This window comes from Acinetobacter dispersus (assembly GCF_009884975.1).
Taxonomy (GTDB): domain Bacteria; phylum Pseudomonadota; class Gammaproteobacteria; order Pseudomonadales; family Moraxellaceae; genus Acinetobacter; species Acinetobacter dispersus.
The window spans coordinates 99,653-122,076 of the sequence record NZ_CP041970.1 but is presented as its reverse complement, the minus strand read 5'-3'; the positions used below and the strand labels follow the sequence as shown (position 1 = coordinate 122,076).

Sequence of the window (22,424 nt, the reverse complement as noted above, 5' to 3'; positions counted from 1 at the left end):
CGCATGCGACATATTGCCAATTTACTGCAACATCTTTGCTCTTATAATAAGCCTTTCTCTCATTCCTCTATCGTAATGACGCAATACTCTCCCTATAAAGGCAAAAGTGGCATTAAGCGGATTTTAAATGCCACAGGCTATTCAATCGCAGGATTTAAAGCCGCTTTTAGCCATGAAGCTGCCTTCCGACAAATCCTATTACTGAATGTGATCTTGATCCCGATAAGCTTCTTGGTACATGTATCAGCCGTTGAACAAGCGCTTATGGTTGCTGTCTGTTTATTGGCGATTATTGTAGAGCTGTTTAATTCCGCCATTGAAGCTGTAGTGGACCGCGTTTCGCTGGAAAAGAATCCGCTATCTAAGAATGCAAAAGATATGGGCAGTGCTGCGCAATTTGTTTCCTTGGCGATTATCTTTTTTACTTGGATGATTATTTTATTCCGTTAAATCCCCAAATAGTCAATAAAAAAATCCCTGCATATGCAGGGATTTTTTGATCCAGACGTAGATGTAATTACATCATGCCGCCCATACCACCCATACCGCCCATATCTGGACCAGCTGGTTTATCTTCTGGGATATCAGTAATCATACATTCAGTTGTCAACATCAAACCAGCAACAGAAGCTGCATGTTCAAGTGCAGAACGCGTTACTTTAGCAGGGTCAAGAATACCCATCTCTAACATATCGCCATATTCGCCAGTTGCAGCGTTATAACCGAAGTTACCTTCACCCGCTTTAACTGCATTGATCACAACTGAAGGCTCATCACCTGCGTTTGAAACGATTTGACGAAGCGGCGCTTCAATCGCACGACGTAAAATGTTGATACCTGCAGTTTGATCTTCGTTCGCGCCTTTTAAGCCATCCAATACGTTTACAGCACGTACCAGTGCAACACCACCACCTGCAACAACACCTTCTTCTACTGCTGCACGAGTTGCGTGAAGAGCATCGTCAACACGATCTTTCTTCTCTTTCATTTCAACTTCAGTTGCTGCACCAATTTTGATAACTGCAACACCGCCAGCTAATTTAGCAACGCGTTCTTGAAGTTTTTCTTTGTCGTATTCAGAAGTAGATTCTTCGATTTGCGCGCGGATCTGTTGAACACGTTCAGCGATTTGTGCAGCATTACCAGCACCATCAACAATCACAGTGTTTTCTTTAGAAACAGTGATTTTATGTGCAGTACCTAGATCTTGAAGAGAAGCTTGCTCTAAAGACATGCCGACTTCTTCAGAAATCACAGTCGCGCCAGTCAAGATCGCGATGTCTTGAAGCATTGCTTTACGACGATCACCAAAACCGGGTGCTTTAACTGCACATACTTTGATAATACCGCGCATGTTGTTTACAACAAGTGTTGCAAGTGCTTCGCCTTCAACATCTTCAGCGATGATAAGAAGTGGTTTACCTGTTTTAGCAACAGCTTCTAATACAGCGATCAATTCACGGATATTGCCGATTTTTTTATCAACAAGAAGAATGAACGGATTTTCAAGTTCAGCAGTTAAGGTATCTTGCTTGTTCGCGAAGTATGGAGAGATATAACCACGGTCGAACTGCATACCTTCTACAACGTCTAAAGCGTCTTCGAAGCCAGAACCTTCTTCTACAGTGATAACACCTTCTTTACCAACTTTTTCCATCGCTTGAGCGATAAGTTTACCCACAGTCGTATCAGAGTTCGCAGAGATTGAACCTACTTGTTCAATTGCTTTGAAATCATCAGCAGGCTTTGCATTGGTACGGATATTTTCAACGACAGTTTTCACTGCGATGTCGATACCACGTTTTAAATCCATTGGGTTCATACCTGCAGTTACAGATTTGATCCCTTCATTTAAGATTGCTTGAGCAAGTACAGTTGCAGTTGTTGTACCGTCACCCGCGATGTCATTTGTTTTAGAAGAAACTTCACGAACAAGTTGAGCACCCATGTTTTCAAACTTGTCTTTTAATGAAATTTCTTTCGCAACGGTTACACCATCTTTAGTGATGTGCGGTGCACCGAAAGAACGGTCGATCACAACGTTACGGCCTTTAGGACCTAAAGTAACTTTTACTGCATCTGCAAGTGTGTTTACGCCTGCAATCATTTTTGAGCGAGCTGAATCACCAAATTTTACGTCTTTAGCTGACATGTTAAACTCCGAATCTTTTTAAATACTGTATCTGATTAATTTGTGAGTTATGGATCAATTAGCCTTCAAGTACAGCTAAGATATCTGACTCTTTCATGATCAAAAGCTCTTCACCGCTTACTTTTACTGTTGTACCTGCATAAGTACCGAACAATACTTTATCGCCAACTTTAACGTCTAAAGCGCGAACGCCATTGTCAGTGATTTGACCATTACCTACTGCAATTACTTCACCTTGAGAAGGTTTTTCAGCAGCAGAACCTGGAAGTAAAATACCACCAGCCGTTTTAGTTTCTTCTTCTACGCGACGAATAACAACACGATCATGTAATGGACGAATGTTGCTCATAGTTAACTCCATCAGACTTAGTCTTTTTGATTAATTCGTATCGCCAATTCATGGCAATACATAAAATTTTGATATGCCACTTTTGTGGGGTTAAAAAAAATAGCTTCAAGGGGAAAATGAAAAAAAATTCTACTTATAGATGTTTTTTTAAACATCAAAATCTATAGCTGCCGAATTAAACAACAGTTTGGGATTTCACAAATATTTTAAGCGACTCATCAAACCAATAATGCTCAATCGTTCCATCCGCCAAGATCACGTTAAAACTATTTGAAAATCCAAAGCGTAATCGATTTGAAGTCGCTGTTCCGGCATGAATATCCAAGATTGGGTGATCAAATCCCAATTGAAAAATTTGATTTAAATCATGCACAGCGACTTTATGTAAATGTCCGTGCAATAAACCAAACAACCCAGTTTCACCCCAACGCTCTAAAGCAATTTTTCCTAGCACAGGACAATCTTTATCACCATGCTCATTCGGAAAGGTATAAAAGGGTTGATGAAAAACCACCAGTTTGATTTTATTAGATGGCGCTTTTTTTAATTGCTCATAAGCCTCATGAATTTGCTCAAGAGAAATATGCCCTCTTGTATGATATCGCCGACGAATACTATTCATCCCAACAATATAAAAATGCTCCGTTTCCAGTGTTGTTTCCAAACGACCAAAGAATGCTTGATAACGAACAAAAGGAGAAAAGAAACGGTTCCATACATGATAAAGCGGAATATCGTGATTACCTGGTACCACCAGATAAGGAAGATCGAGCGCATCTAGAAACTGTCGACATGCATAAAACTGCTTAAAGCGCGCGCGTTGTGTCAGATCACCACTCACGATCACAGCTTCAGGACGATGTTGCTGGCAAAATTGCTTGATTGCTTCAATACAGACCTCACGTTCCGTTCCAAAATGCAGATCAGACAGGTGTAATAACATTCGGAACCATCACTTTTAACGCTGACTTTTTCACTGAAAATTTTAATGGAGTTTGCATCTCCATAAGCTCTCCATCTACGGCAACTGTTAATTTTGGCTTTTTACAATCGACCTGTATATGTTCAGCACAAAATGAATACACATCTGAAGCCTGATCAATTTTTCCCTGAATCAACTTCCATAACATTTTTAATAGACTGAGACGATCACTTTTAGCGACGACGACCCCTGCAAGCTTTCCATTGGCAGCGCACTCGGCAATTCTTAATTTCATATCGCTGAGCTGTAATTGATTATTGCCAAAAAAAATCAACGGTGTAGCTACTGGATACTTTTGACCATCCACAGTCACCGCCAACTTTAAAGATTTAGATTCCCGTAGTAACACATCCAAACCCGATGTATAGGCATTTAAAGGAAAACGTCCAAGTCGCTGATTGTATAATTCACGTTTTTTTATAAATAAAGGATACAGCCCTAAACTGGCATTATTGAGATAAATTTGATCATTTATTCCCGCAACGTGTACTGCCTGTATCTTACCCGTTGCGATTACTTCTGCCGCTTGTGCAACATCAATCGGGATATTCAACGCCCGCGCGACATAATTAAACGTACCCAGCGGTATAATTCCCATCGGAATATCGGTATGAATCAACTTCTTTGCAACGGCATTCAGCGTTCCATCTCCCCCAGCGGCAACAACCACTCCACGTGAATCCGCCTGTTGATGCCGAGCAAATACAGCCTGCATCATTTCATCAAAATTAACCTGCTGATTTAATTCAAAAACCTGAATTTCAAACCCATATTGTGTCCAATACGTCATGAGGCGTTCATATTCATCATCTTGCTGCGTGGCATGAAAGCCTGATTTTTGATTATAAATAATAGATAAAGGCTGTAAATTTCGACTCATTCGCATCAACCTTGAGGCTTTAGATAAGCCTATTTTTGTTTACAAAATCAACAAATAAAAGCAAGTTTATGTAAATTTTGAATGAACATTATTCATATAATCAATAACAATTCTCAAAAAATTAAAAATAAACTAAACCACTGATTAAAAAAGAAATTTATAAAAAAAATATTACATATAAAAAAACAAAATAACAAAATATAGAATAATAAATTTATTAAAAAACAGTCATATAAACACAAACCAACATTTCCACCCTTATCCACCTACCTATTCTTTAGTCTTATATTTTTTATGATTTTATGCTTTAATACAGCCACTTTTTTTACTTCATCTGTCTCACTGCCATCCAGTGGATAGAATTTGTACGTCGTACACACTTTAAAAAGGCATCACCATGACCCAAGTGAACGCACCAGAATTCGTTCGTCACCCTAAGCTGATTGCATGGGTGGAAGAAATTGCAAAATTGACCAAACCAGCAAAAATCGAATGGTGTGACGGTAGCGAAGAAGAATATCAACGTCTCATGGACTTGATGATCGCTAACGGCACCATGCAAAAACTTAACCAAGAAAAACATCCTGGTTCTTATCTTGCAAATTCTGATCCTTCTGACGTTGCTCGTGTTGAAGACCGTACTTATATCTGCTCGCAAAATGAAGAAGATGCTGGCGCAACAAACAACTGGGTTGCTCCTGCAGAAATGCGCGAAAAATTAAATGGATTATTTGACGGTGCAATGGAAGGCCGTACCATGTATGTGGTTCCCTTCTCGATGGGTCCTTTAGGAAGCCACATTGCTCACATTGGTATCGAGTTAACAGATTCACCTTACGTTGCAGTCAGCATGACTAAAATGGCACGTATGGGTAAAGCAGTTTATGACGTGTTAGGTACAGATGGCGAGTTTATCCCATGCGTACACACTGTTGCTGCACCATTAAAAGATGGTCAAAAAGATGTTGCTTGGCCATGTAACAACGAAAAATATATCGTTCACTATCCAGAAACTCGTGAAATCTGGTCTTACGGTTCTGGTTACGGCGGTAATGCATTGCTTGGTAAAAAATGCCTAGCATTACGTATTGCTTCTGCAATGGGTCGCGAGCAAGGCTGGTTAGCTGAACACATGCTAATTTTAGGTGTAACTAACCCACAAGGTGAAAAACACTACATCGCAGCAGCATTCCCTTCTGCATGTGGTAAAACAAACTTTGCGATGTTAATTCCACCAGCAGGTTACGAAGGCTGGAAAATTGAAACTGTAGGTGACGATATTGCTTGGATCAAACCAGGTGAAGATGGTCGTTTATATGCAATCAATCCAGAAGCTGGTTTCTTCGGTGTTGCACCTGGTACAAATACCAAAACCAACCCGAACTGTATCGCAACGATGCATAAAGATGTGATTTACACCAACGTTGCAGTAACCAAAGGTGGCGAAGTATGGTGGGAAGGTCTAACTAAAGAAGTTCCAGCTGACCTAATCACTTGGAAAGGCCAACCATACGTTGAAGGCGAAAAAGCAGCACATCCAAACTCACGTTTTACTGTTTCTGCTGGTCAATGCCCTTCGATTGACGCTGACTGGGAAAATCCAGCAGGTGTACCAATCTCTGCGTTCATCTTCGGTGGTCGTCGTGCAGATACAGTGCCTTTAGTTTCTGAAGCATTTGACTGGGTTGATGGCGTTTATAAAGCAGCAACGATGGGTTCTGAAACAACTGCAGCAGCGGTTGGTCAACAAGGTATCGTTCGTCGTGACCCATTCGCAATGCTTCCATTTGCGGGTTATAACATGGCTGATTACTTCGGTCACTGGTTACAACTTGGTCAAGAAGTTGGTGCAAAAGCTGAAGCAGCTGGTAATAAATTACCAAAAATCTTCAACGTAAACTGGTTCCGTCGTGATGCTGAAGGCAACTTCGTATGGCCTGGTTTCGGTCAAAACATGCGTGTTCTTGAGTGGATTATTGATCGTTGTGAAGGCCGTGCTGAAGCGACTGAAACACCAATCGGTTATGTTCCAACTTACGAACAGTTGAACTGGAATGGTATTGATTTCTCTAAAGAGCAATTCAACACTGTTACAGCGCAAGACAAAGATCAATGGATCAAAGAACTTGAAAGCCACACTGAGTTATTCACTAAACTTGGTGCTCGCTTACCTCAAGCACTTAAAGATCGTCAAAATGAATTATTAGCAGCTGTTAAATCTGCTTAATCACCTTAGTTTCCCTCTTTATTAAAGAGGGATTTAAGGAAATTAAAAAAGGTCGCTTCGGCGGCCTTTTTTATTGCCCAATTTTCGAAAATTCCTATCAACCCTCTCCACCACTCTAGGTATTCCCATTAAGCTTTAGACAAAATAAATTGCAAAATTAACGAATATTAACAATAATTGTAACAATAATATTTCTCATTTACATGGTTGTAGGTATGAGTTCTTCCCCTCTGTTTAAACGCACGCCACTCTTTTTAGCTATCTCAACATTAGTCAGCATCAGTTCTTATAGTTATGCACTTGATGAGGGATCGCAACAACTGCCAACCATCAAAGTCCAAGCAACTCAGGACAGCGATATCAGTGAGAAAACTAAAGCATATAGTATTAAAAATAGCTCAAGCGCAAACAAACTAAATATTGAAGCCAAAGAAATTCCACAGACCATCAACGTGGTAACACGCCAACAAATTGAAGACTTTGGTCTTACCAGCTCTAGAGATGTACTCAACAATACCCCTGGTGTGACCGTCAATTCACTAGAAACTGAACGCTCGGTATATATGGCACGCGGTTTTGAAATCTCAAACATTCTCGTTGATGGCGTGGGCTTCCCTTCTGGTGAATGGAATTATAATGACACCAATCCAGACAGCTATTTCTATGACCGCATTGAAGTCATTAAAGGTGCAGATGCACTGACCAATGCTTTTGGTGATCCAAGCGCAACCATTAACTACATCCGAAAACGTCCAACTAAAGAGTTCCAAGCCAATGCAGGTCTAAGCTATGGTTCATGGGATACTCAACGTTATGAAGCAGATGCCTCAGGTAGCCTCGTATCAGATGGTCGTCTTCGAGGCCGTGTTTCTGGTTTTCAACAAACAGGTGACTCACACTTAGATCGCTATAGCTCTGAGAAAAATGGCATTGCAGGTGTCTTAGAAGCAGACCTTACAGATAGCACATTACTTACCATTGGTGCCAGCCAAGAGAAAAACAAACCCAACGCCAATAACTGGGGTGCTTTACCCCTGATGGATTCTTCGGGTAAACAAATCAATTATGATCGCTCTTACAATCCAAACCCCGATTGGGCCTATTGGGACAATACTTCGCGTAATGCATTTTTTGAGCTTAAACAAAAACTCTCTGACACATGGTCTGCCAATCTAAGCTATAACTATAATGAAAAGAATCGTGACAGCCGACTGCTATATTATTATGGCTATCCGACGGCAAATGGTGCTGATGTCGATCTTACTGCTAAAGGCTTTAGTGAAAAAAATAAACAACACAGTGTTGACCTCAACCTAAACGGAAAGTTTGAATTATTTGGTCAGCAACATGAAGCAATTGTTGGCTATAGCTTTACGCAGAGCAAACAAAATGATGCTCAAATTGTGGGTGATATTCAAGACAGCAATATTGGAACATGTGTTCGTGGCACAAGTCCAAATACCTATGATGCCCAATGTACAACTGACTGGGCAAGTTGGACACCAAACAATGTGTCTTGGGGTTCATTCGCAGAAACAGCAGACTATACGCAACGCAACCAATCGGTTTATGCAGCAACTCGCCTACACTTCAATGACGATTTAAAATTAACCCTAGGTGCAAACTACGTTCAAGCCAAGAGTGAAGGTACGAGTTATGATGCCCCAATGAATTACGACGAGAGCAAAGTATCGCCATATGCGGGTATCACCTATAACTTCACCCCTGAATATACAGGTTATATGAGTTATACCTCAATTTTCCGTCCACAAACCTCGGTTGACCAAGCTACAGGTAAAGTTGCAGATCCAATTGAAGGTAAAAGTTATGAAGCTGGTTTTAAGAGTTCTTGGTTAGATAACAAGCTTACTGGAACACTGGCTGTATTTAGAACCGAGGAAAATAACTACCCACTTCGCTCAACCGACAACCCAGCTATCAATCGCAAAGTCGCAATCAGTGATTTACGCTCGCAAGGCGTAGAAGTTGGTTTGGCTGGACAATTAACAGATCAAGTCAATGTTTCTCTCGGCTATACCCAGTTTAGCCTGCAAGATCTAAAGAATGGTGGGGCTGCACGAACTTACAACCCAACACAAAGCTTTAATCTATTGACGACTTATTCCCCTGCTCAGCTACCAAAACTGAAAGTTGGTGCAGGTGTAAAATGGCAAAGTAAAATCACACGTTTTGACCCAAGCTATAGCACTTACCTTAAACAAAGTGATTATGCCTTGCTCAATTTAATGGCAAGCTATGACATTAGTCCAAATCTTAGTATTCAGGCCAATGCCAACAACGTAACTGATAAAAAATATTTAAACAGCTTTACTGATGGACAAGCCTTCTACGGAGCACCTGCAAATTACACCGTTGCATTCCGCTTCAAGTACTAATTAAGGCCAATAAAAAAGCCCCTTATTCAAAGGGGCTTTTTTATTGGGAATTTTTAAGCAGCAACCGTGCTATTTGGTTTATTTGCTAAATACACATCTAAGCTTTCGATTTCACTTGGCGCAAAATTCAGACCTAGCTTTGAACGTCTCCATAAAATATCTTGGCTGGTCGTTACCCACTCAAAGCGGCATAAATAATCCACTTCTTTCGCATACAAGCCTTGACCAAAATGCTGACCTAACTGCTCAACCGAAGTTGCTTCACCCAAGATATTCCAAATACGTGAACCATAAGCAGATGCCCAACGTTTTGCCAAAGCCTCAGATGCATCAGTGATTTGTGCACGAATTTCTTTCGCCAATTGTTCAGCTGTTGCCATATTTTCACCACCTGGCAAAGCTTCTGTCGCTGTCCAACTGCCTTTCATTTCTGGGAAAAATGCTTTGAGCTGCTGCATTGCAGATTCTGCCAATTTGCGATACGTGGTTAACTTACCGCCAAACACAGACAATAATGGGGCTTGATCTTCCGATTCTTGCGATAAAGCCAAAGTATAATCACGGGTAATTGCAGATGGATTGTCTGATTCATCATCACACAATGGACGTACACCAGCAAAAGTCGAAATAATATCGGCTTGTGTTAACTGATTTTTGAAGTGCGCATTACTCACTTCAATCAAGTAATCAATTTCTTCTTGGGTGATTTTGACTTGCGCAGGATCACCTTGATACTCACGATCCGTGGTTCCAATCATGGTGTATTGGTCTAAGTATGGAATCGCGAACACAATACGACGGTCATCATTCTGCATGATAAAGGCTTTATCGCCTTCATAAAGCTTCGGCACAATGATATGACTGCCTTGAATCAAACGAATACCATACGGCGATTTAAGCTGTAGATCTTGCTTAATGAATTGTGCCACCCAAGGGCCAGCAGCATTCACTAAAGCCTTGGCTTTAATCTGGAATTGGCCTTTTTCATTTTCCAAATCCACAACCCAATATTGCCCTTCACGTTGTGCTGATAGACAACGGGTACGCGTCACAATATCCGCGCCCTTTTCACGTGCATGCATGGCATTCAGTACCACCAAACGAGAGTCATCGACTGCACAGTCTGAATATTCAAAACCGCGAGTAATTGCAGCATTTAATGGACTGTCTTCTTTAAAATAAACATTATTCGAACCCAATAACTTTTCACGTTTACCCAAGTGATCGTAAAAGAATAAACCTGTACGAATCAACCATGCTGGGCGCAGATGTGGGCGATGCGGCATGATAAAACGCATTGGACGGATAATGTGTGGTGCTTTTGCCAACAATACTTCACGTTCAGCCAGCGCTTCACGGACTAAGCGAAACTCTTTGTGTTCAAGATAACGTAAACCACCATGAATCAACTTACTGCTTGCAGAAGAAGTGTGGCTGGCCAAATCATCTTTTTCACATAGGAATACAGATAAACCACGACCTGAAGCATCTGCTGCGATACCAACACCGTTGATACCACCACCAATCACAGCGAGGTCATAGATTTTGTCATTTGACTGAGGAGAAGTTTGCATAAATCACCGCAAATATTCATTATTGTTCAATAACGAACATTTAAACATGCAAAATGAAAATAAACAATAAAAAACAGTCAAAAAAATGCCAATTTATAGACATTTTTAGATAAATGGTCAAAATTGAAAATGTGTGGATTAAAAAGAAGATCATCTGGCAATACAAAGACTGCTCATGGTTACAGCATTATTCTTATTTAAATATTCTTGAGCCAAAAATACTCAGCTCAAGAAAAGTAACAATTTTCGAAAATGAAGATTTACTTGGCAACAATCAGCCCAACATCCAAATCGCGGATAGTTTTCATAAACTCATCATTCGGCTGTTGATCGGTAAAAATACAGTCGACTTGCTTCAGTGAACCTAAACGAATCATTGCATTACGACCAAACTTACTGCTATCCGCAGCAAGGAAAACTTGACGGGCACTCGAAACAATCTCTTGAGATACGCACACTTCTTGGAAGTCAAAATCCAGTAAAGTACCATCTTCTTCGATACCACTGATGCCCACCAATGCATAGTCCGCCTTAAACTGCTTAAAGAAATCTGCAGTCGCCTGACCAATCACCCCGCCATCTGGACGCACACGCCCGCTGGCAATCAGCACCTCAAAGTCTTCTTTGGTACTCAGAATTTTGGCAACATTAAGATTATTGGTAATAATTCGCAACCCCGTATGGTTCAATAACGCATGCGCGATTGCTTCAGTTGTGGTCCCAATATTAATAAACAAAGAAGCATGATCTGGAACGGCTGCAGCAACTGCTGCAGCAATCAATCTCTTTTCTTCCAACATATAGCCGACACGCATCGTATATTCAGTGTTTTCCACACTTGAATCATGCGCTGCACCACCGTGATAACGTCTTAGCAAGCCCTCATCCGCCAATTGATTAATATCACGACGGATGGTTTGCGGGGTGACATCAAAATGTTGAGCAAGTTCTTCAATACTGATATAGCCACGCTCTCTCACTAGTTCGAGGGTTTTTTGTTGGCGTAGTATCAAGCTCATGCTCATCCATCCTGTGTTGTTTTAAGTCATACTAAACGGTCTATTTTAGCTTAATCTTCCGCCCAATCACGAGTGCGTCCGACAGCTTTTAACCAACCTTTATAGAGTTTTTCAGTCACATCCTGACTGCACTCTGGCACAAAGGTATTTTCGATGGTCATTCTACTCTTCAATTCGTTTAAATCCGACCAGAAACCGACAGCCAAACCAGCCAAGAATGCAGCACCCATACCCGTTGTTTCTTTCATCGCAGGACGTTCTACTGAAGTACCCATGATATCGGCTTGGAATTGCATCAAGAAGTTATTGGCAGTTACACCACCATCAACACGTAGGGTACGTAATTTCTCACCTGAATCTTGCTGCATGGCATCCAATACATCACGGGTTTGGTAAGCAATCGATTCCAATGTGGCACGAATAATATGTTCAATACTTACACCGCGAGTAATACCCAAGATCGCACCGCGTGCTGTTGGATCCCAATATGGTGCACCTAAACCTGTAAATGCCGGCACTACATAGACACCATTACTGTCTTTTACCTTGGTTGCATAGTATTCAGAATCATGCGAATCATTAATCGCTTTCAGTTCATCACGCAACCATTGCACACATGAGCCACCATTGAATACTGCACCTTCCAAGGCATAGTTCACTTCACCACGTGGGCCACATGCAATCGTCGTCAATAAACCATGATCAGATTGCACAATGCGTTTGCCCGTATTCATGAGCAAGAAGCAACCAGTACCATAAGTATTTTTTGCCTGACCTGCTTCAACACACATTTGTCCAAACAATGCAGCTTGTTGATCCCCTGCAATACCTGCAATTGGAATCCCAATTTCTTGACCACTAATGGTATGTGTATAACCGTAAATTTCAGAAGAACCGCGAACTTCAGGCAACATCGCTTTAGGAATATTTAACGCTTCAAGCAGTTTATCGTCCCATTCAAGCGTTTCGATGTTAAATAACATCGTGCGAGATGCATTGGTATAGTCAGTCACATGAACTTGACCATTGGTCAATTTCCAAAGCAACCACGTATCGATGGTACCAAATAAAAGCTCGCCACGTTCTGCACGTTCACGGCTGCCTTCAACGCGATCCAGAATCCACTTAATTTTAGTTGCAGAGAAATATGGATCAAGGACCAAACCAGTTACTTTATGAACGTAATCTTGCCAACCATCTTGGCGCAGTTGATTACAAATTTCATTGCTTTGGCGGCTTTGCCATACAATTGCATTGTAAATAGGTTTACCTGTCTTTTTATCCCAGATGACAGTTGTTTCACGTTGGTTGGTAATCCCAATCGCTGCGATTTGCTCGCTAGAAATACTGGCTTGCGCTAAAGCTTCAACCCACACTGCACTTTGAGTCGCCCAGATTTCCATTGGATCATGCTCAACCCAACCTGGTTGTGGGTAAATTTGCGTAAATTCACGCTGAGCAATACTGATGACATTCGCATCGTGATCCAATACGATCGCACGTGAACTCGTTGTACCTTGGTCAAATGCAACCACGTATTTTTTTTGACTATCTGTAGAGATCATGACATACCTATCCAGACTTGCTTATGTATAGTGCAATAAATTAAACGCCCGTTAAAAAACGGGCTCCAATACTGCAAAAAAGCAATGACTTCTGTATTAAATAAAAAACTTGGCAGATTATATGCAAAATTGTTCGAAAACGAAAATTCTTTCTTTAAAATTGAAGCTAAAAATCGATGAATAGCCTGTGTTTTAAAGATTCCTCACAATAAAAAACTTATTTTATGCGATACTGAAACCAGAAATAACAGGATCATTGATATGAAAAAAACCAATTTATTGTTAATTATGAGCGGTACTCTTGTTCTTGCAGCCTGTCAAAGCAGCCCACATCAATACAATGGCACAACGGGTTATCAAATCGAAAATAAAACCGCCACTTCTGCAACTGTTGCTTATACGCTCGCCGCACGCAGTAATAGCGATTTGGATGAGAAAAAATTACAGCATGCATGTAAGCAGATTTTAGGTGCAGACAAGACCTATAAACTTGCAGTTCTTAGTGTTAATGAAATCATGAACCCAACCCAACAAGAGCAATATGGGGTAAAACTAGGCAATAGCCGTGCAACGTTTGGCTTATCTAATTCACCGGATTTAAATAACAGTGAAGGCTATGCAACCCGTCAGGCGCTTGAAACTCGCCCGACTACACTCAAAGTGGTTCGTTATACCTGTTCTTAAGTTCTTTACCGAATCAATAAAAATGGATGTATTCCATCATTTAGAATACATCCAACTGATCTTAGGTCTTGAGTACATCGTGAATCGATAAGTCTTTATCAAATACGGATTTTGCAAAAGGACATAAAGGAATCACCTTTACTTGGCGCTCACGGACAAACGCAATCAGCTCGTCTAACAGCTTGCGTCCTACACCTTGACCACGAAATGCTTCATTCACATCGGTATGGTCAATAATAAGCATGCTATCACCTGCCCATGTATAGGCCATCTCACCCGCAAGCACCTCGCCTTCAAAAAGCTTAAATGCACCATGTTTGCCATCATCAGACTGCTGAATACCCATACACTTTCCTTTTTTTCATCAAAACAATATTGTAAAGAATAGCCAAAGGCCATCTGTTTATTTCATTTTGAATGTTTTAGCACGCGCCGTAAGGATATTGTGTTGAGATTTGATAATCTCAACACAGAGTGTTTTGTGAAAGACTGTTTATTTTATTTGGTACGGTAAAAACTGACATTTCTAAACTCTTTGGCTTCATCCAAATCTGGCCAAGTGCTTGCGCTACGTTCATCAATTTTTAGATATTGAGGATGACTAAAGTTTTTGACTCGACTATCTGCTACCCATACTTCAGGTGCAAACTTAAGGAATTCATCCAAAAAGAAGCGATTAGATTGGTCATACAACACATCTGCTGCCAATAACACATCAACTTGTTCGGACTGATACAAATCGTCTAGATATTCCAGCTCAACATCATTTAGCAACGCATTTTCACGACATGATGCCAGACTCACTGGATCAATATCACAACAAATGACACGTTTAGCGCCTGCCATTTTCGCTGCAATTGCGACCACACCCGAACCTGCACCAAAGTCTAGCACCACCTTATCTTTGACATGATGTGGTTCTGCCAACAACCATTGTGCCATCGCTAGACCAGATGCCCAGCAAAAGATCCAATACGGTGTTTCATTCCAAATCCGTCGAATTACTTCATCATCTAAACGGTCGGTCGGAAATACCGGAGGAATTAACCAAAGTGAAATCGGCGTTTCAGGTAATTGTTGTGCCAACAAATCTGTATTGGGAATCACCTGATGCAAGGCCTGCAACAAATGTTCAGGTGCTTTGGCAAATTGAAATGTACAACTCATATTTGTTTAATTCTAAAAAACCCCTCTTCGCGAGGGGTTATCAATAATCTTTAGGCTAATGCTTTTTCAGCAGCTTCTACAGTTTGACGAATCAACGTCGTGATCGTCATCGGCCCCACACCGCCTGGAACTGGGGTATAAGCAGACGCAATTTCTTCGATACCGACCAATTGGATATCGCCTACACCACCACCATCACGTGGATGGAAACCCGCATCAACCACAACAGCACCTTGCTTGATCCAATCTTTTTGAATCAATTCAGCTTTACCGACTGCACCGACAATAATATCTGCTTGTTTAACCAATTCTGGCAAGTTTTGAGTGCGTGAATGGCAAATCGTCACAGTTGCATTGGCTTGTAATAACATCATCGCCATTGGTTTACCCAAAATAGCAGAACGGCCCACAACAACCGCATGCTTACCTGCGATTTCAATTTTGTTTTCTTGCAAAATGGTCATGATGCCAGCTGGAGTTGCTGAACCATATGCAGCCTCACCCATAGCCATACGACCAAACCCTAAGCAAGTAACGCCATCAACGTCTTTTGCCAATGAAATCGCATCGAAACACGCTCTTTCATCAATCTGTTCTGGCACTGGATGTTGTAACAAGATTCCGTGTACATCTGGATTGGCATTTAATTTTTCAATTTCAGCCAATAATTGTTCAGTTGTGGTTTCTTTTGGAAGTTCAACTTTCAATGAGTCCATGCCAACACGGCGGCAAGCATTCCCTTTCATACGTACATAAGTTGCAGATGCACCATCATCACCAACCAAGATGGTTGCCAAGATTGGGGTACGCCCCGATTTTGCTTTTAATGCTTCTACACGTACCAACAAATCCGTTTCAATTTGTTTTGCTAATGCACGACCGTCTAAAACCAATGCCACAGCGCATCTCCAAAGTGGGTATGAATCAATTGCGTAAATAATACATGATAATTTGAGCAATATTCTTTTAGATGTTGTTTTTATGTGCATATTCGCTATAAACACTATTGTTTTTTTTTAAAGATTGCTAATATGTGCATCACCAAGAGATGGCGGGGTGGCAGAGTGGTCATGCAGCGGACTGCAACTCCGTGTACGCCGGTTCGATTCCGACCTCCGCCTCCATTGGTAAAGCCCGAGTGGTGAAATCGGTAGACACAGGGGATTTAAAATCCCCCGCCCACAAAGCGTGCCAGTTCGAGTCTGGCCTCGGGCACCATCTTTCAGCTAATGAAATATGGTGCAAATAAAAATCCAGCGTAAGCTGGTTTTTTTATGCCTGAAATTTAGAAAATCATAAAAAAGCCAAGTACATCGACTTGGCCTTTGTCTCACTTTTTAAATTTATGCCACTTGCTGCCCTGTTTTCACGGGCAATAAGTTTTTATCCAAACTCAATTGATAGCCCCGTGTTTGATCAATCACATATTCAGGCTTTTTGATCGAATCGACATAAATCCACTGTGATTGAACCTGTGCAGCGTCAAATTGCACGACCAAATAACCTCTTTGATTTAAGTTGCAATAATTCAGCTCATCAATCAAGGTTGTGAATGCAAATTCAAATTGTTGCAACTGCGCCAATGGAATATTTAAGTATTTTTCCAAACCTGGCGAAGACACCGAACTGGTTGCTAACTCCACCCCGACAAAAGCACCATCTTTACTGTATAAATTCGATGACCACGCATTATGAGTATCCCCTGCCAGTACCACTACTTTTTTCTTTAACTGTGCCAAAGTGCCATATACAATCTCACGCTCAGCAAAATAACCATCCCATGCATCTAGGTTATAAGGTGCAACTGTCAAAACACGCGCTTTTTCTTGTGCAGTCAGCGTCGGATCACCTTTCTGCAAACGGAATTTCAGCGTAATCAGCTCAGTAATCTGTGCATTCATTTTTTCCAAAGTTTCATCACTCGGATGTCCCGAAGTAATTTCATCCAAGGCAAGCAGCAACTCTGCTGGGACCAACATTTTGGTCATTAGAATCTGTTGACCTAAAACATCCCACGTTGCAGTTGAGCTTTGCAAGACACCTACGATATTTTTCTCTTTACTCCCCAATAACCACTCACGCTGAGTTTCCCCCATTAAGGTACGTACTGGATCAGTGAGATCTGCTTGGAATTTTGCAATATCCAAACCATTCGTTGTCATATAGTTGACATAGTTCAACTGCTTGTCGCGCGCAATAATTCGCGTATCTAGCATCATTAAATTGACAAGCCCCCCAAAATCAAACTGGCGATAAATTTTGGTGTGTTGATCATCGACAGGACGTATCGGCATCCACTCAAAATAGGCCTGTAGAGCTGCTAATTTTCTTTCTAAAAACTTACCTTCGTTCTTTGCTTCCGATGTTTCTTCTGTATGATTCTCAGCCCCATCCCGCCAAGCATCATTGGCTAACTCATGGTCGTCCCAAATCACAATAAATGGATGACGATGATGTAATGCCTGTAAGTCTTTATCTTTACGATAGAGCGCATAACGCTTGCGATAATCATCTAATTTGATAATTTCTGTATTATTATCTGCTTCAAGCTTACGAACTGCTTCATCTGTCGCATAACCATCTGCACCATATTCATAAATATAGTCACCTAAATGGATCACCACATCGACATTTTGCTTGGCCATTTCACGATAGACGTGGAAATACCCCATTGGATAATAAGAGCATGAGCACACCGCAAAACTGACTTTTGTCGCACGGCTTGGCAAAGTCTTGGTTTGCCCCACAGGTGAAACCTTATCCCCGAAGATAAAGCGATAGAAATAAGACTGATCTGGTTTTAAACCTGTGGCATCTACCTTTACAGTAAAATCATACGTTGCAGTTGTCGTGACTTTATCGGTTTTAATGATTTGCTTGAATTGCTGATCTAAAGCAATTTCCCAAGTCACTTGCAGACGTGCGCTGCTGTCGCTTGGTGTCAAACGCGTCCATAAGATCACGCGATCTTGTAAAGGATCGCCACTGGCCACCCCATGTTCAAAATTGACTTGTAATACTGCTGTCTCTTGATCTGAACTGTCGTTACACCCTGTAAACCCCGTAGATAAAGATAATGCCCCGAAACCGAATAGACTTTTTTGAATGAGTTCCCGTCGTGAAATTTTTGCTGTCATTTGGATAGCTACCTTAATTTTATCACTACTAAGTAAATGATTGAAATTAATGGGCTTAGATGAAGCTTTGATCTCAATTTGATGAAAGAATCATGAAAGTTACATGACAGTGCTTAATTTTCATCAGATAAGCACATGAATTGATTGAAAAGAAAGCAAATAGCAAGTTTTGCTCTTGCCAAGTTTTAAAGTGTCCTCTATTATTGCGCACATGCCCGAGTGGTGAAATCGGTAGACACAGGGGATTTAAAATCCCCCGCCCACAAAGCGTGCCAGTTCGAGTCTGGCCTCGGGCACCATCTTACAACTAATGAAAGATGGTGCAAATAAAAATCCAGCGTAAGCTGGTTTTTTTATGCCTAAAATTTAAGAACATATAATAAAAAATGCCTTAATTTTTAATTAAGGCATTTGATATTCTTGATTTAGAACAATAAGTTTATTCTACGCGAATAATTTTACCATTCTCATCGTGATGTACGATGCTAACCTTCTGCTGACGCCCAACCTGAATTTCTTGCTCAGGTAATTCGAAATAACGTGCATAATCAGGTAAGGTTTTTTCAACAGCATGCTTTTGATGCACACGTTTCGCTGGCAAAAAACTCCACAACAACAATGCAACTGCACACATAAATAATGCGGTTACACCATGCTCAATGCCATCGCTAAATGCGGACATTAAACGTTGTGCGATATGCGTTTTTTGCAATTCAACCAGCACCCATACCAAAATAAACGGACGCCATAACAGCAACCAGCACGCCCACATCATTGCGGTGGTTGTAGTTGAAAAATAACGTTTATGCCATGGGAGTTGGCGACGTACATCAATAATTAAACTGTCAGCTTTCATTGCTTGTTACTCAGCAAAATGAATCTTTCCGATTCAACGAATTCCACGATCTGGGCTAATCCAACGGGCACGTTTCTCATCATTACGCAACAGCACCTTTGGAAAGGCGACGATTGTAGCAGTAATCGTGATCAACCAAAACACAAACGGGTACCAAATCATCCAATAATAATTTTTCCCTAGGCTTGGCTCATAACGACTATCCATCCATTTGCTTAAAGCAAACTGAATTAAGCAGGTCGCACCTAATAAAATTCCACTACCGTATGGTAAAAATGGTGAACTCACCACAGCCAGCGCTGGGATTGCAAAGATAAAGTGCAATAACCAGATCACCGCCATAATAAGCATCAAATATGACCAAATGAGTGTCAAACACAGCTCAAACATCAAAGGCCATAAAAAATTAAGTTTAGGCTTTAAAAACACATCAATATTTTTAACCAAAACCTGTGCCCCACCCATGGCCCAACGTAAACGTTGCTTCCATAAACCATTTAAAGTTTCAGGCATCAAAATCCAAACCAAGGCATTTGGCTCAAAACGCACATCCCAACCTGCACGTTGTAATTTCCAAGTGATATCAATATCTTCAGTCAACATATTCGGAGACCAATAATCAACTTGATGTACTGCGCTTTTACGAAAGGCAGTAATGACACCCGATACGGTAAATAGACGGCCAAAAGTACGTTGTGCGCGCTTAATCATGCCAACAATCGAAGAGAACTCACCCACTTGAATTCGCCCAAGTAAGGTCGAACGTGTCCGGATACGTGGATTACCGGTCACTGCGGCAACGGTTGTATCTTCCAAGAAATGTCGCATCATCCATTTGGCCGCGTGTGGATCAAGCAGAGCATCGCCATCAATCCCGATCAGAAATTCTGCATCGGTCATCAAACTACCCGCTTGTAGCCCCATGGCTTTGCCTTGGTTCTGTGCCAAATGCACTACACGTAATTTTTCATACTGCGTGGCTAATCGATCTAGTACTTCAGCGGTATTGTCAGAACTACCATCATTAATCGCAATCACCTCAAAATTCGGATAATCCAATTTGAGTGCATGGCTAATGGTTTCTTCAGCATTATCCCCTTCATTAAAGCACGGCACTAAGACCGCGACTTTAGGATATTCAGGCAAAGCTGCGGGTTGCTGATAGGGAGGATCTTGACGCTCTTTCCAGTAAAAAATAATTGCCCCAACCATCCATAAATACGACATAAATAGTGGATAGTAAAAAACAAACTTAATGGCATATGACCACAATAAAGCAATCCAACTCATCTACATTACTCGACTATGGTACTAATTGAGATGATTTTAGACTAAAAGCCTTATGCATGGTTTCTACATCTGGATGTCCTTTGATCGGATCATCTGGATAATAGGCTACATGCATTGCACCTTGCTCATATAAAGACTTAATCGTCGCTGCCATTTCTTCAGACGGCACTTTTTGGTCATTGCGCCAATTCACCGCCTGCAGCTCCATCACCGTCTTTTTAATGCCATTTGGGTACTGCTTCACGCGGTTCATAATGTCTGAATAGAACTTGGCTGGATTGTCCGATTGTTCCATATAAGGCATCGCCATAATCGCTGTAAAGTCATAACGATTCAGGGATTGTTCTAAGGATTGAGCATACCAGTTTTCTGCATAAGCATTTAAAGCCACTTGTGCATAAAGATTGCGAGCAGTGACTAGGAAAGGTTGATACTGACGAACCTCTCCTGCGAGCTCCATTGCAAAATCATCTAAATAATTGGTTTTATATGCTGTCCATTTTTGCAAGTCGGCATCGTTATCACGGATTTTGGCAAGATCTGTTGGTAAGCCTTGTTTGGCATACGCTGCCAACGCATCCGGACTGGCATCTTCATAATCTGACAAGGTCACATCATCATGGAACAACAGCCCATCAAATGGTGTTGATTTAGCAAGATCTTGGTAAATCTCTTTAATGGTCTGACGAGCTTCTGGCGAAAATGGGCTAAGACGAATATAGCCCATATTCAAATGCTCGCCCGCTTTTGCTTGCTGGGTTTCCACTAAATCTTTCGACACAGGATCAGTCTTAGGCAGTTCCCAAGCCAAGAGTGGCATCCAAGCGTATAAACGCTGCACTGGAGTACGAGTCTGAATCTGCCAAGCCACGCGATTGAACAAATCTGCACGCATTGGGATATGACGATTTGGGAAATACACCATATCGGCAGAACCATTGGCATCAGGATCAGAAAAGGCCTGTAAATACACCGTATTTACACCCATGCCATTAATACGATCAATCAAATGATCGAGATTACGTTCTTGCTGTTTGGTATCTGGATCGTAAATATAATCTAAATCGACATGCATAATTTTTTGCGGCCGATTGTTATCATTTAGATTCAGTTCACGATTCTTGATTTCTTGCGCCAAAGCACTGGTCGACATATTGCCCTGAATCAAAATACGACTCATATTTTGTAGCGATTGTTTGGCATGATCGGCCCCATCATCTAAAGTGATGGTAATCGGCATACCCAGCTGCTTAGCCGTTTGTACCAATTGCATATTATAACGACCATAAGGCCAAACCATTACGCGTGGCGAACGCAAACCATGTGCTTTTAAAAGATCATTATTGGTTTTTAAATCTTGATAAACACGGGCTTGATACACCGCATCACTTTCATAACTCTTGGTTTTAGGATCATAAATCCGCGTAATCGCAGCAGGTTCTAAATTACCTTGCGGATTACCATTAATCCCTTGATGTAAATGATAACTGTGGCTGGCAATTTCAACCAAACCACTGCTTTGCATTTCCTTCAGCTCATCCCAACTTAAGATTTTATTACGTTCAATTGGCTCACCACCAAAATCAACTTTCTGCCCTGCTTTAGGCTCCAACCATGAACCAACGACAGCCAAAACCACTGGAATCTTTTTCGCACGAATAATCGGATATGCATTTTGATAAAATGACTGATAGCCATCATCAACCGTCAGCAAAATAGGTTTGCTCGGTAATTTATATTTGCCTTGGTGTGCTTTGATCAATTGATCAACATTAATAAAATGATAGCCATTCTTTTTCAGCCAGTCGATGTGCTCACCAAACTGCTTTGCGGTGACTGCATAGCTTGGAATCAGTGCATCTTTTCGATCTGTAATTTCGTGATACCCAATGACGGTCAATGTGGTCGCATCGATTTTTGGATTTGCCGCAAAAGTTGTGGTACTGGCAACCACCCCAAACACAAGACCTAAAAAAGTTTTTAACGTCGGGGACACTAAACGTGTTGTCATAGAGATATCGTCTCAAGATTAGAAATTCGCTGATCGCAGATCATGCCTGCATCATCTTACAACTTTATGGAAAAATAAGATGTTTTTGATGTTCAGCTGGAAGTACGGATTGTATTTATAATTTTAAAAGCTGAA

General features: G+C 41.2%; 18 protein-coding genes and 3 tRNA genes. 7 read left to right on the top strand and 14 right to left on the bottom strand.

Annotation, left to right across the window (positions count from 1 at the left end; all coding sequences use genetic code 11):
* Positions 1-75: 75 nt before the first annotated feature.
* Positions 76-450 carry a diacylglycerol kinase gene (locus FPL17_RS00435; protein ID WP_005322937.1) on the top strand — a complete coding sequence of 125 codons (375 nt, stop codon included), beginning with the start codon at positions 76-78 and terminating at the stop codon, positions 448-450.
* Positions 451-517: 67 nt separating this feature from the next.
* Here the strand turns inward: FPL17_RS00435 and groL are convergent, their stop codons facing one another.
* The 4 genes from groL to FPL17_RS00415 all read right to left on the bottom strand — a co-directional run bounded on the left by groL (position 518) and on the right by FPL17_RS00415 (position 4,363).
* Positions 518-2,152, bottom strand: a complete 1,635-nt coding sequence (gene groL, locus FPL17_RS00430) for a chaperonin GroEL (protein ID WP_004801460.1) — start codon at positions 2,150-2,152, stop codon at positions 518-520.
* A gap of 58 nt (positions 2,153-2,210) precedes the next feature.
* Complete coding sequence (locus FPL17_RS00425) at positions 2,211-2,501, bottom strand: co-chaperone GroES (protein ID WP_004652030.1); 291 nt, start codon at positions 2,499-2,501, stop codon at positions 2,211-2,213.
* A gap of 175 nt (positions 2,502-2,676) precedes the next feature.
* Positions 2,677-3,444, bottom strand: a complete 768-nt coding sequence (locus FPL17_RS00420) for a metallophosphoesterase family protein (protein WP_159882453.1) — start codon at positions 3,442-3,444, stop codon at positions 2,677-2,679.
* Positions 3,425-4,363: a diacylglycerol/lipid kinase family protein gene (locus tag FPL17_RS00415; protein ID WP_151715944.1), complete on the bottom strand. Its 939-nt coding sequence runs from the start codon at positions 4,361-4,363 to the stop codon at positions 3,425-3,427. The genes FPL17_RS00420 and FPL17_RS00415 overlap by 20 nt, the downstream gene beginning before the upstream one ends.
* 397 nt (positions 4,364-4,760) lie before the next feature.
* Here FPL17_RS00415 and FPL17_RS00410 point away from each other — a divergent pair, with 397 nt between their 5' ends.
* Positions 4,761-6,590 (top strand): phosphoenolpyruvate carboxykinase (GTP), encoded by a 1,830-nt coding sequence (locus FPL17_RS00410; RefSeq protein ID WP_159882451.1) that lies wholly within the window; start codon positions 4,761-4,763, stop codon positions 6,588-6,590.
* Positions 6,591-6,793: 203 nt separating this feature from the next.
* On the top strand, positions 6,794-8,986 hold the full coding sequence (locus FPL17_RS00405) for a TonB-dependent siderophore receptor (protein WP_005184245.1): 2,193 nt from the start codon (positions 6,794-6,796) through the stop codon (positions 8,984-8,986).
* A 53-nt stretch (positions 8,987-9,039) separates the two neighbouring features.
* Here the strand turns inward: FPL17_RS00405 and glpD are convergent, their stop codons facing one another.
* The 3 genes from glpD to glpK all read right to left on the bottom strand — a co-directional run bounded on the left by glpD (position 9,040) and on the right by glpK (position 13,144).
* On the bottom strand, positions 9,040-10,560 hold the full coding sequence (gene glpD, locus FPL17_RS00400; RefSeq protein ID WP_159882449.1) for a glycerol-3-phosphate dehydrogenase: 1,521 nt from the start codon (positions 10,558-10,560) through the stop codon (positions 9,040-9,042).
* A 260-nt stretch (positions 10,561-10,820) separates the two neighbouring features.
* A complete protein-coding gene (locus FPL17_RS00395; RefSeq protein WP_005184250.1) occupies positions 10,821-11,579 on the bottom strand; it encodes a DeoR family transcriptional regulator in 759 nt (252 codons plus the stop codon).
* A 50-nt stretch (positions 11,580-11,629) separates the two neighbouring features.
* Entirely contained in the window at positions 11,630-13,144 is a 1,515-nt protein-coding gene (gene glpK / locus FPL17_RS00390) for a glycerol kinase GlpK (RefSeq protein ID WP_159882447.1), read from the bottom strand.
* A 261-nt stretch (positions 13,145-13,405) separates the two neighbouring features.
* Here glpK and FPL17_RS00385 point away from each other — a divergent pair, with 261 nt between their 5' ends.
* On the top strand, positions 13,406-13,828 hold the full coding sequence (locus FPL17_RS00385) for a hypothetical protein (protein WP_005208141.1): 423 nt from the start codon (positions 13,406-13,408) through the stop codon (positions 13,826-13,828).
* Between the two features lie 61 nt (positions 13,829-13,889).
* On the opposite strand, the gene FPL17_RS00380 is transcribed toward FPL17_RS00385, so the two are convergent.
* The 3 genes from FPL17_RS00380 to folD all read right to left on the bottom strand — a co-directional run bounded on the left by FPL17_RS00380 (position 13,890) and on the right by folD (position 15,894).
* On the bottom strand, positions 13,890-14,174 hold the full coding sequence (locus FPL17_RS00380) for a GNAT family N-acetyltransferase (protein WP_159882445.1): 285 nt from the start codon (positions 14,172-14,174) through the stop codon (positions 13,890-13,892).
* Between the two features lie 152 nt (positions 14,175-14,326).
* Entirely contained in the window at positions 14,327-14,995 is a 669-nt protein-coding gene (locus tag FPL17_RS00375; RefSeq protein WP_004801487.1) for a class I SAM-dependent methyltransferase, read from the bottom strand.
* Between the two features lie 50 nt (positions 14,996-15,045).
* Positions 15,046-15,894, bottom strand: coding sequence for a bifunctional methylenetetrahydrofolate dehydrogenase/methenyltetrahydrofolate cyclohydrolase FolD (folD, locus tag FPL17_RS00370; RefSeq protein ID WP_004652016.1), 849 nt, complete (start codon positions 15,892-15,894; stop codon positions 15,046-15,048).
* A 151-nt stretch (positions 15,895-16,045) separates the two neighbouring features.
* Between folD and FPL17_RS00365 the strand changes: the two genes are divergently transcribed.
* Positions 16,046-16,119 (top strand) — tRNA-Cys (locus tag FPL17_RS00365).
* A gap of 8 nt (positions 16,120-16,127) precedes the next feature.
* Positions 16,128-16,213, top strand: a tRNA-Leu gene (locus FPL17_RS00360).
* A 125-nt stretch (positions 16,214-16,338) separates the two neighbouring features.
* Here FPL17_RS00360 and FPL17_RS00355 read toward each other — a convergent pair.
* Complete coding sequence (locus FPL17_RS00355) at positions 16,339-18,132, bottom strand: alkaline phosphatase D family protein (protein ID WP_159882443.1); 1,794 nt, start codon at positions 18,130-18,132, stop codon at positions 16,339-16,341.
* 213 nt (positions 18,133-18,345) lie between these two features.
* On the opposite strand from FPL17_RS00355, the gene FPL17_RS00350 reads away from it, so the two are divergent.
* Positions 18,346-18,431, top strand: a tRNA-Leu gene (locus tag FPL17_RS00350).
* Between the two features lie 140 nt (positions 18,432-18,571).
* On the opposite strand, the gene pgaD is transcribed toward FPL17_RS00350, so the two are convergent.
* The 3 genes from pgaD to pgaB are packed head-to-tail and all read right to left on the bottom strand — an operon-like array spanning position 18,572 to position 22,289.
* Positions 18,572-18,988 carry a poly-beta-1,6-N-acetyl-D-glucosamine biosynthesis protein PgaD gene (gene pgaD / locus FPL17_RS00345; RefSeq protein WP_005184270.1) on the bottom strand — a complete coding sequence of 139 codons (417 nt, stop codon included), beginning with the start codon at positions 18,986-18,988 and terminating at the stop codon, positions 18,572-18,574.
* A gap of 33 nt (positions 18,989-19,021) precedes the next feature.
* Positions 19,022-20,278 (bottom strand): poly-beta-1,6-N-acetyl-D-glucosamine synthase, encoded by a 1,257-nt coding sequence (gene pgaC / locus FPL17_RS00340; RefSeq protein WP_159882441.1) that lies wholly within the window; start codon positions 20,276-20,278, stop codon positions 19,022-19,024.
* 13 nt (positions 20,279-20,291) lie between these two features.
* On the bottom strand, positions 20,292-22,289 hold the full coding sequence (gene pgaB, locus FPL17_RS00335) for a poly-beta-1,6-N-acetyl-D-glucosamine N-deacetylase PgaB (RefSeq protein WP_159882439.1): 1,998 nt from the start codon (positions 22,287-22,289) through the stop codon (positions 20,292-20,294).
* Between the last annotated feature and the right edge of the window lie 135 nt (positions 22,290-22,424).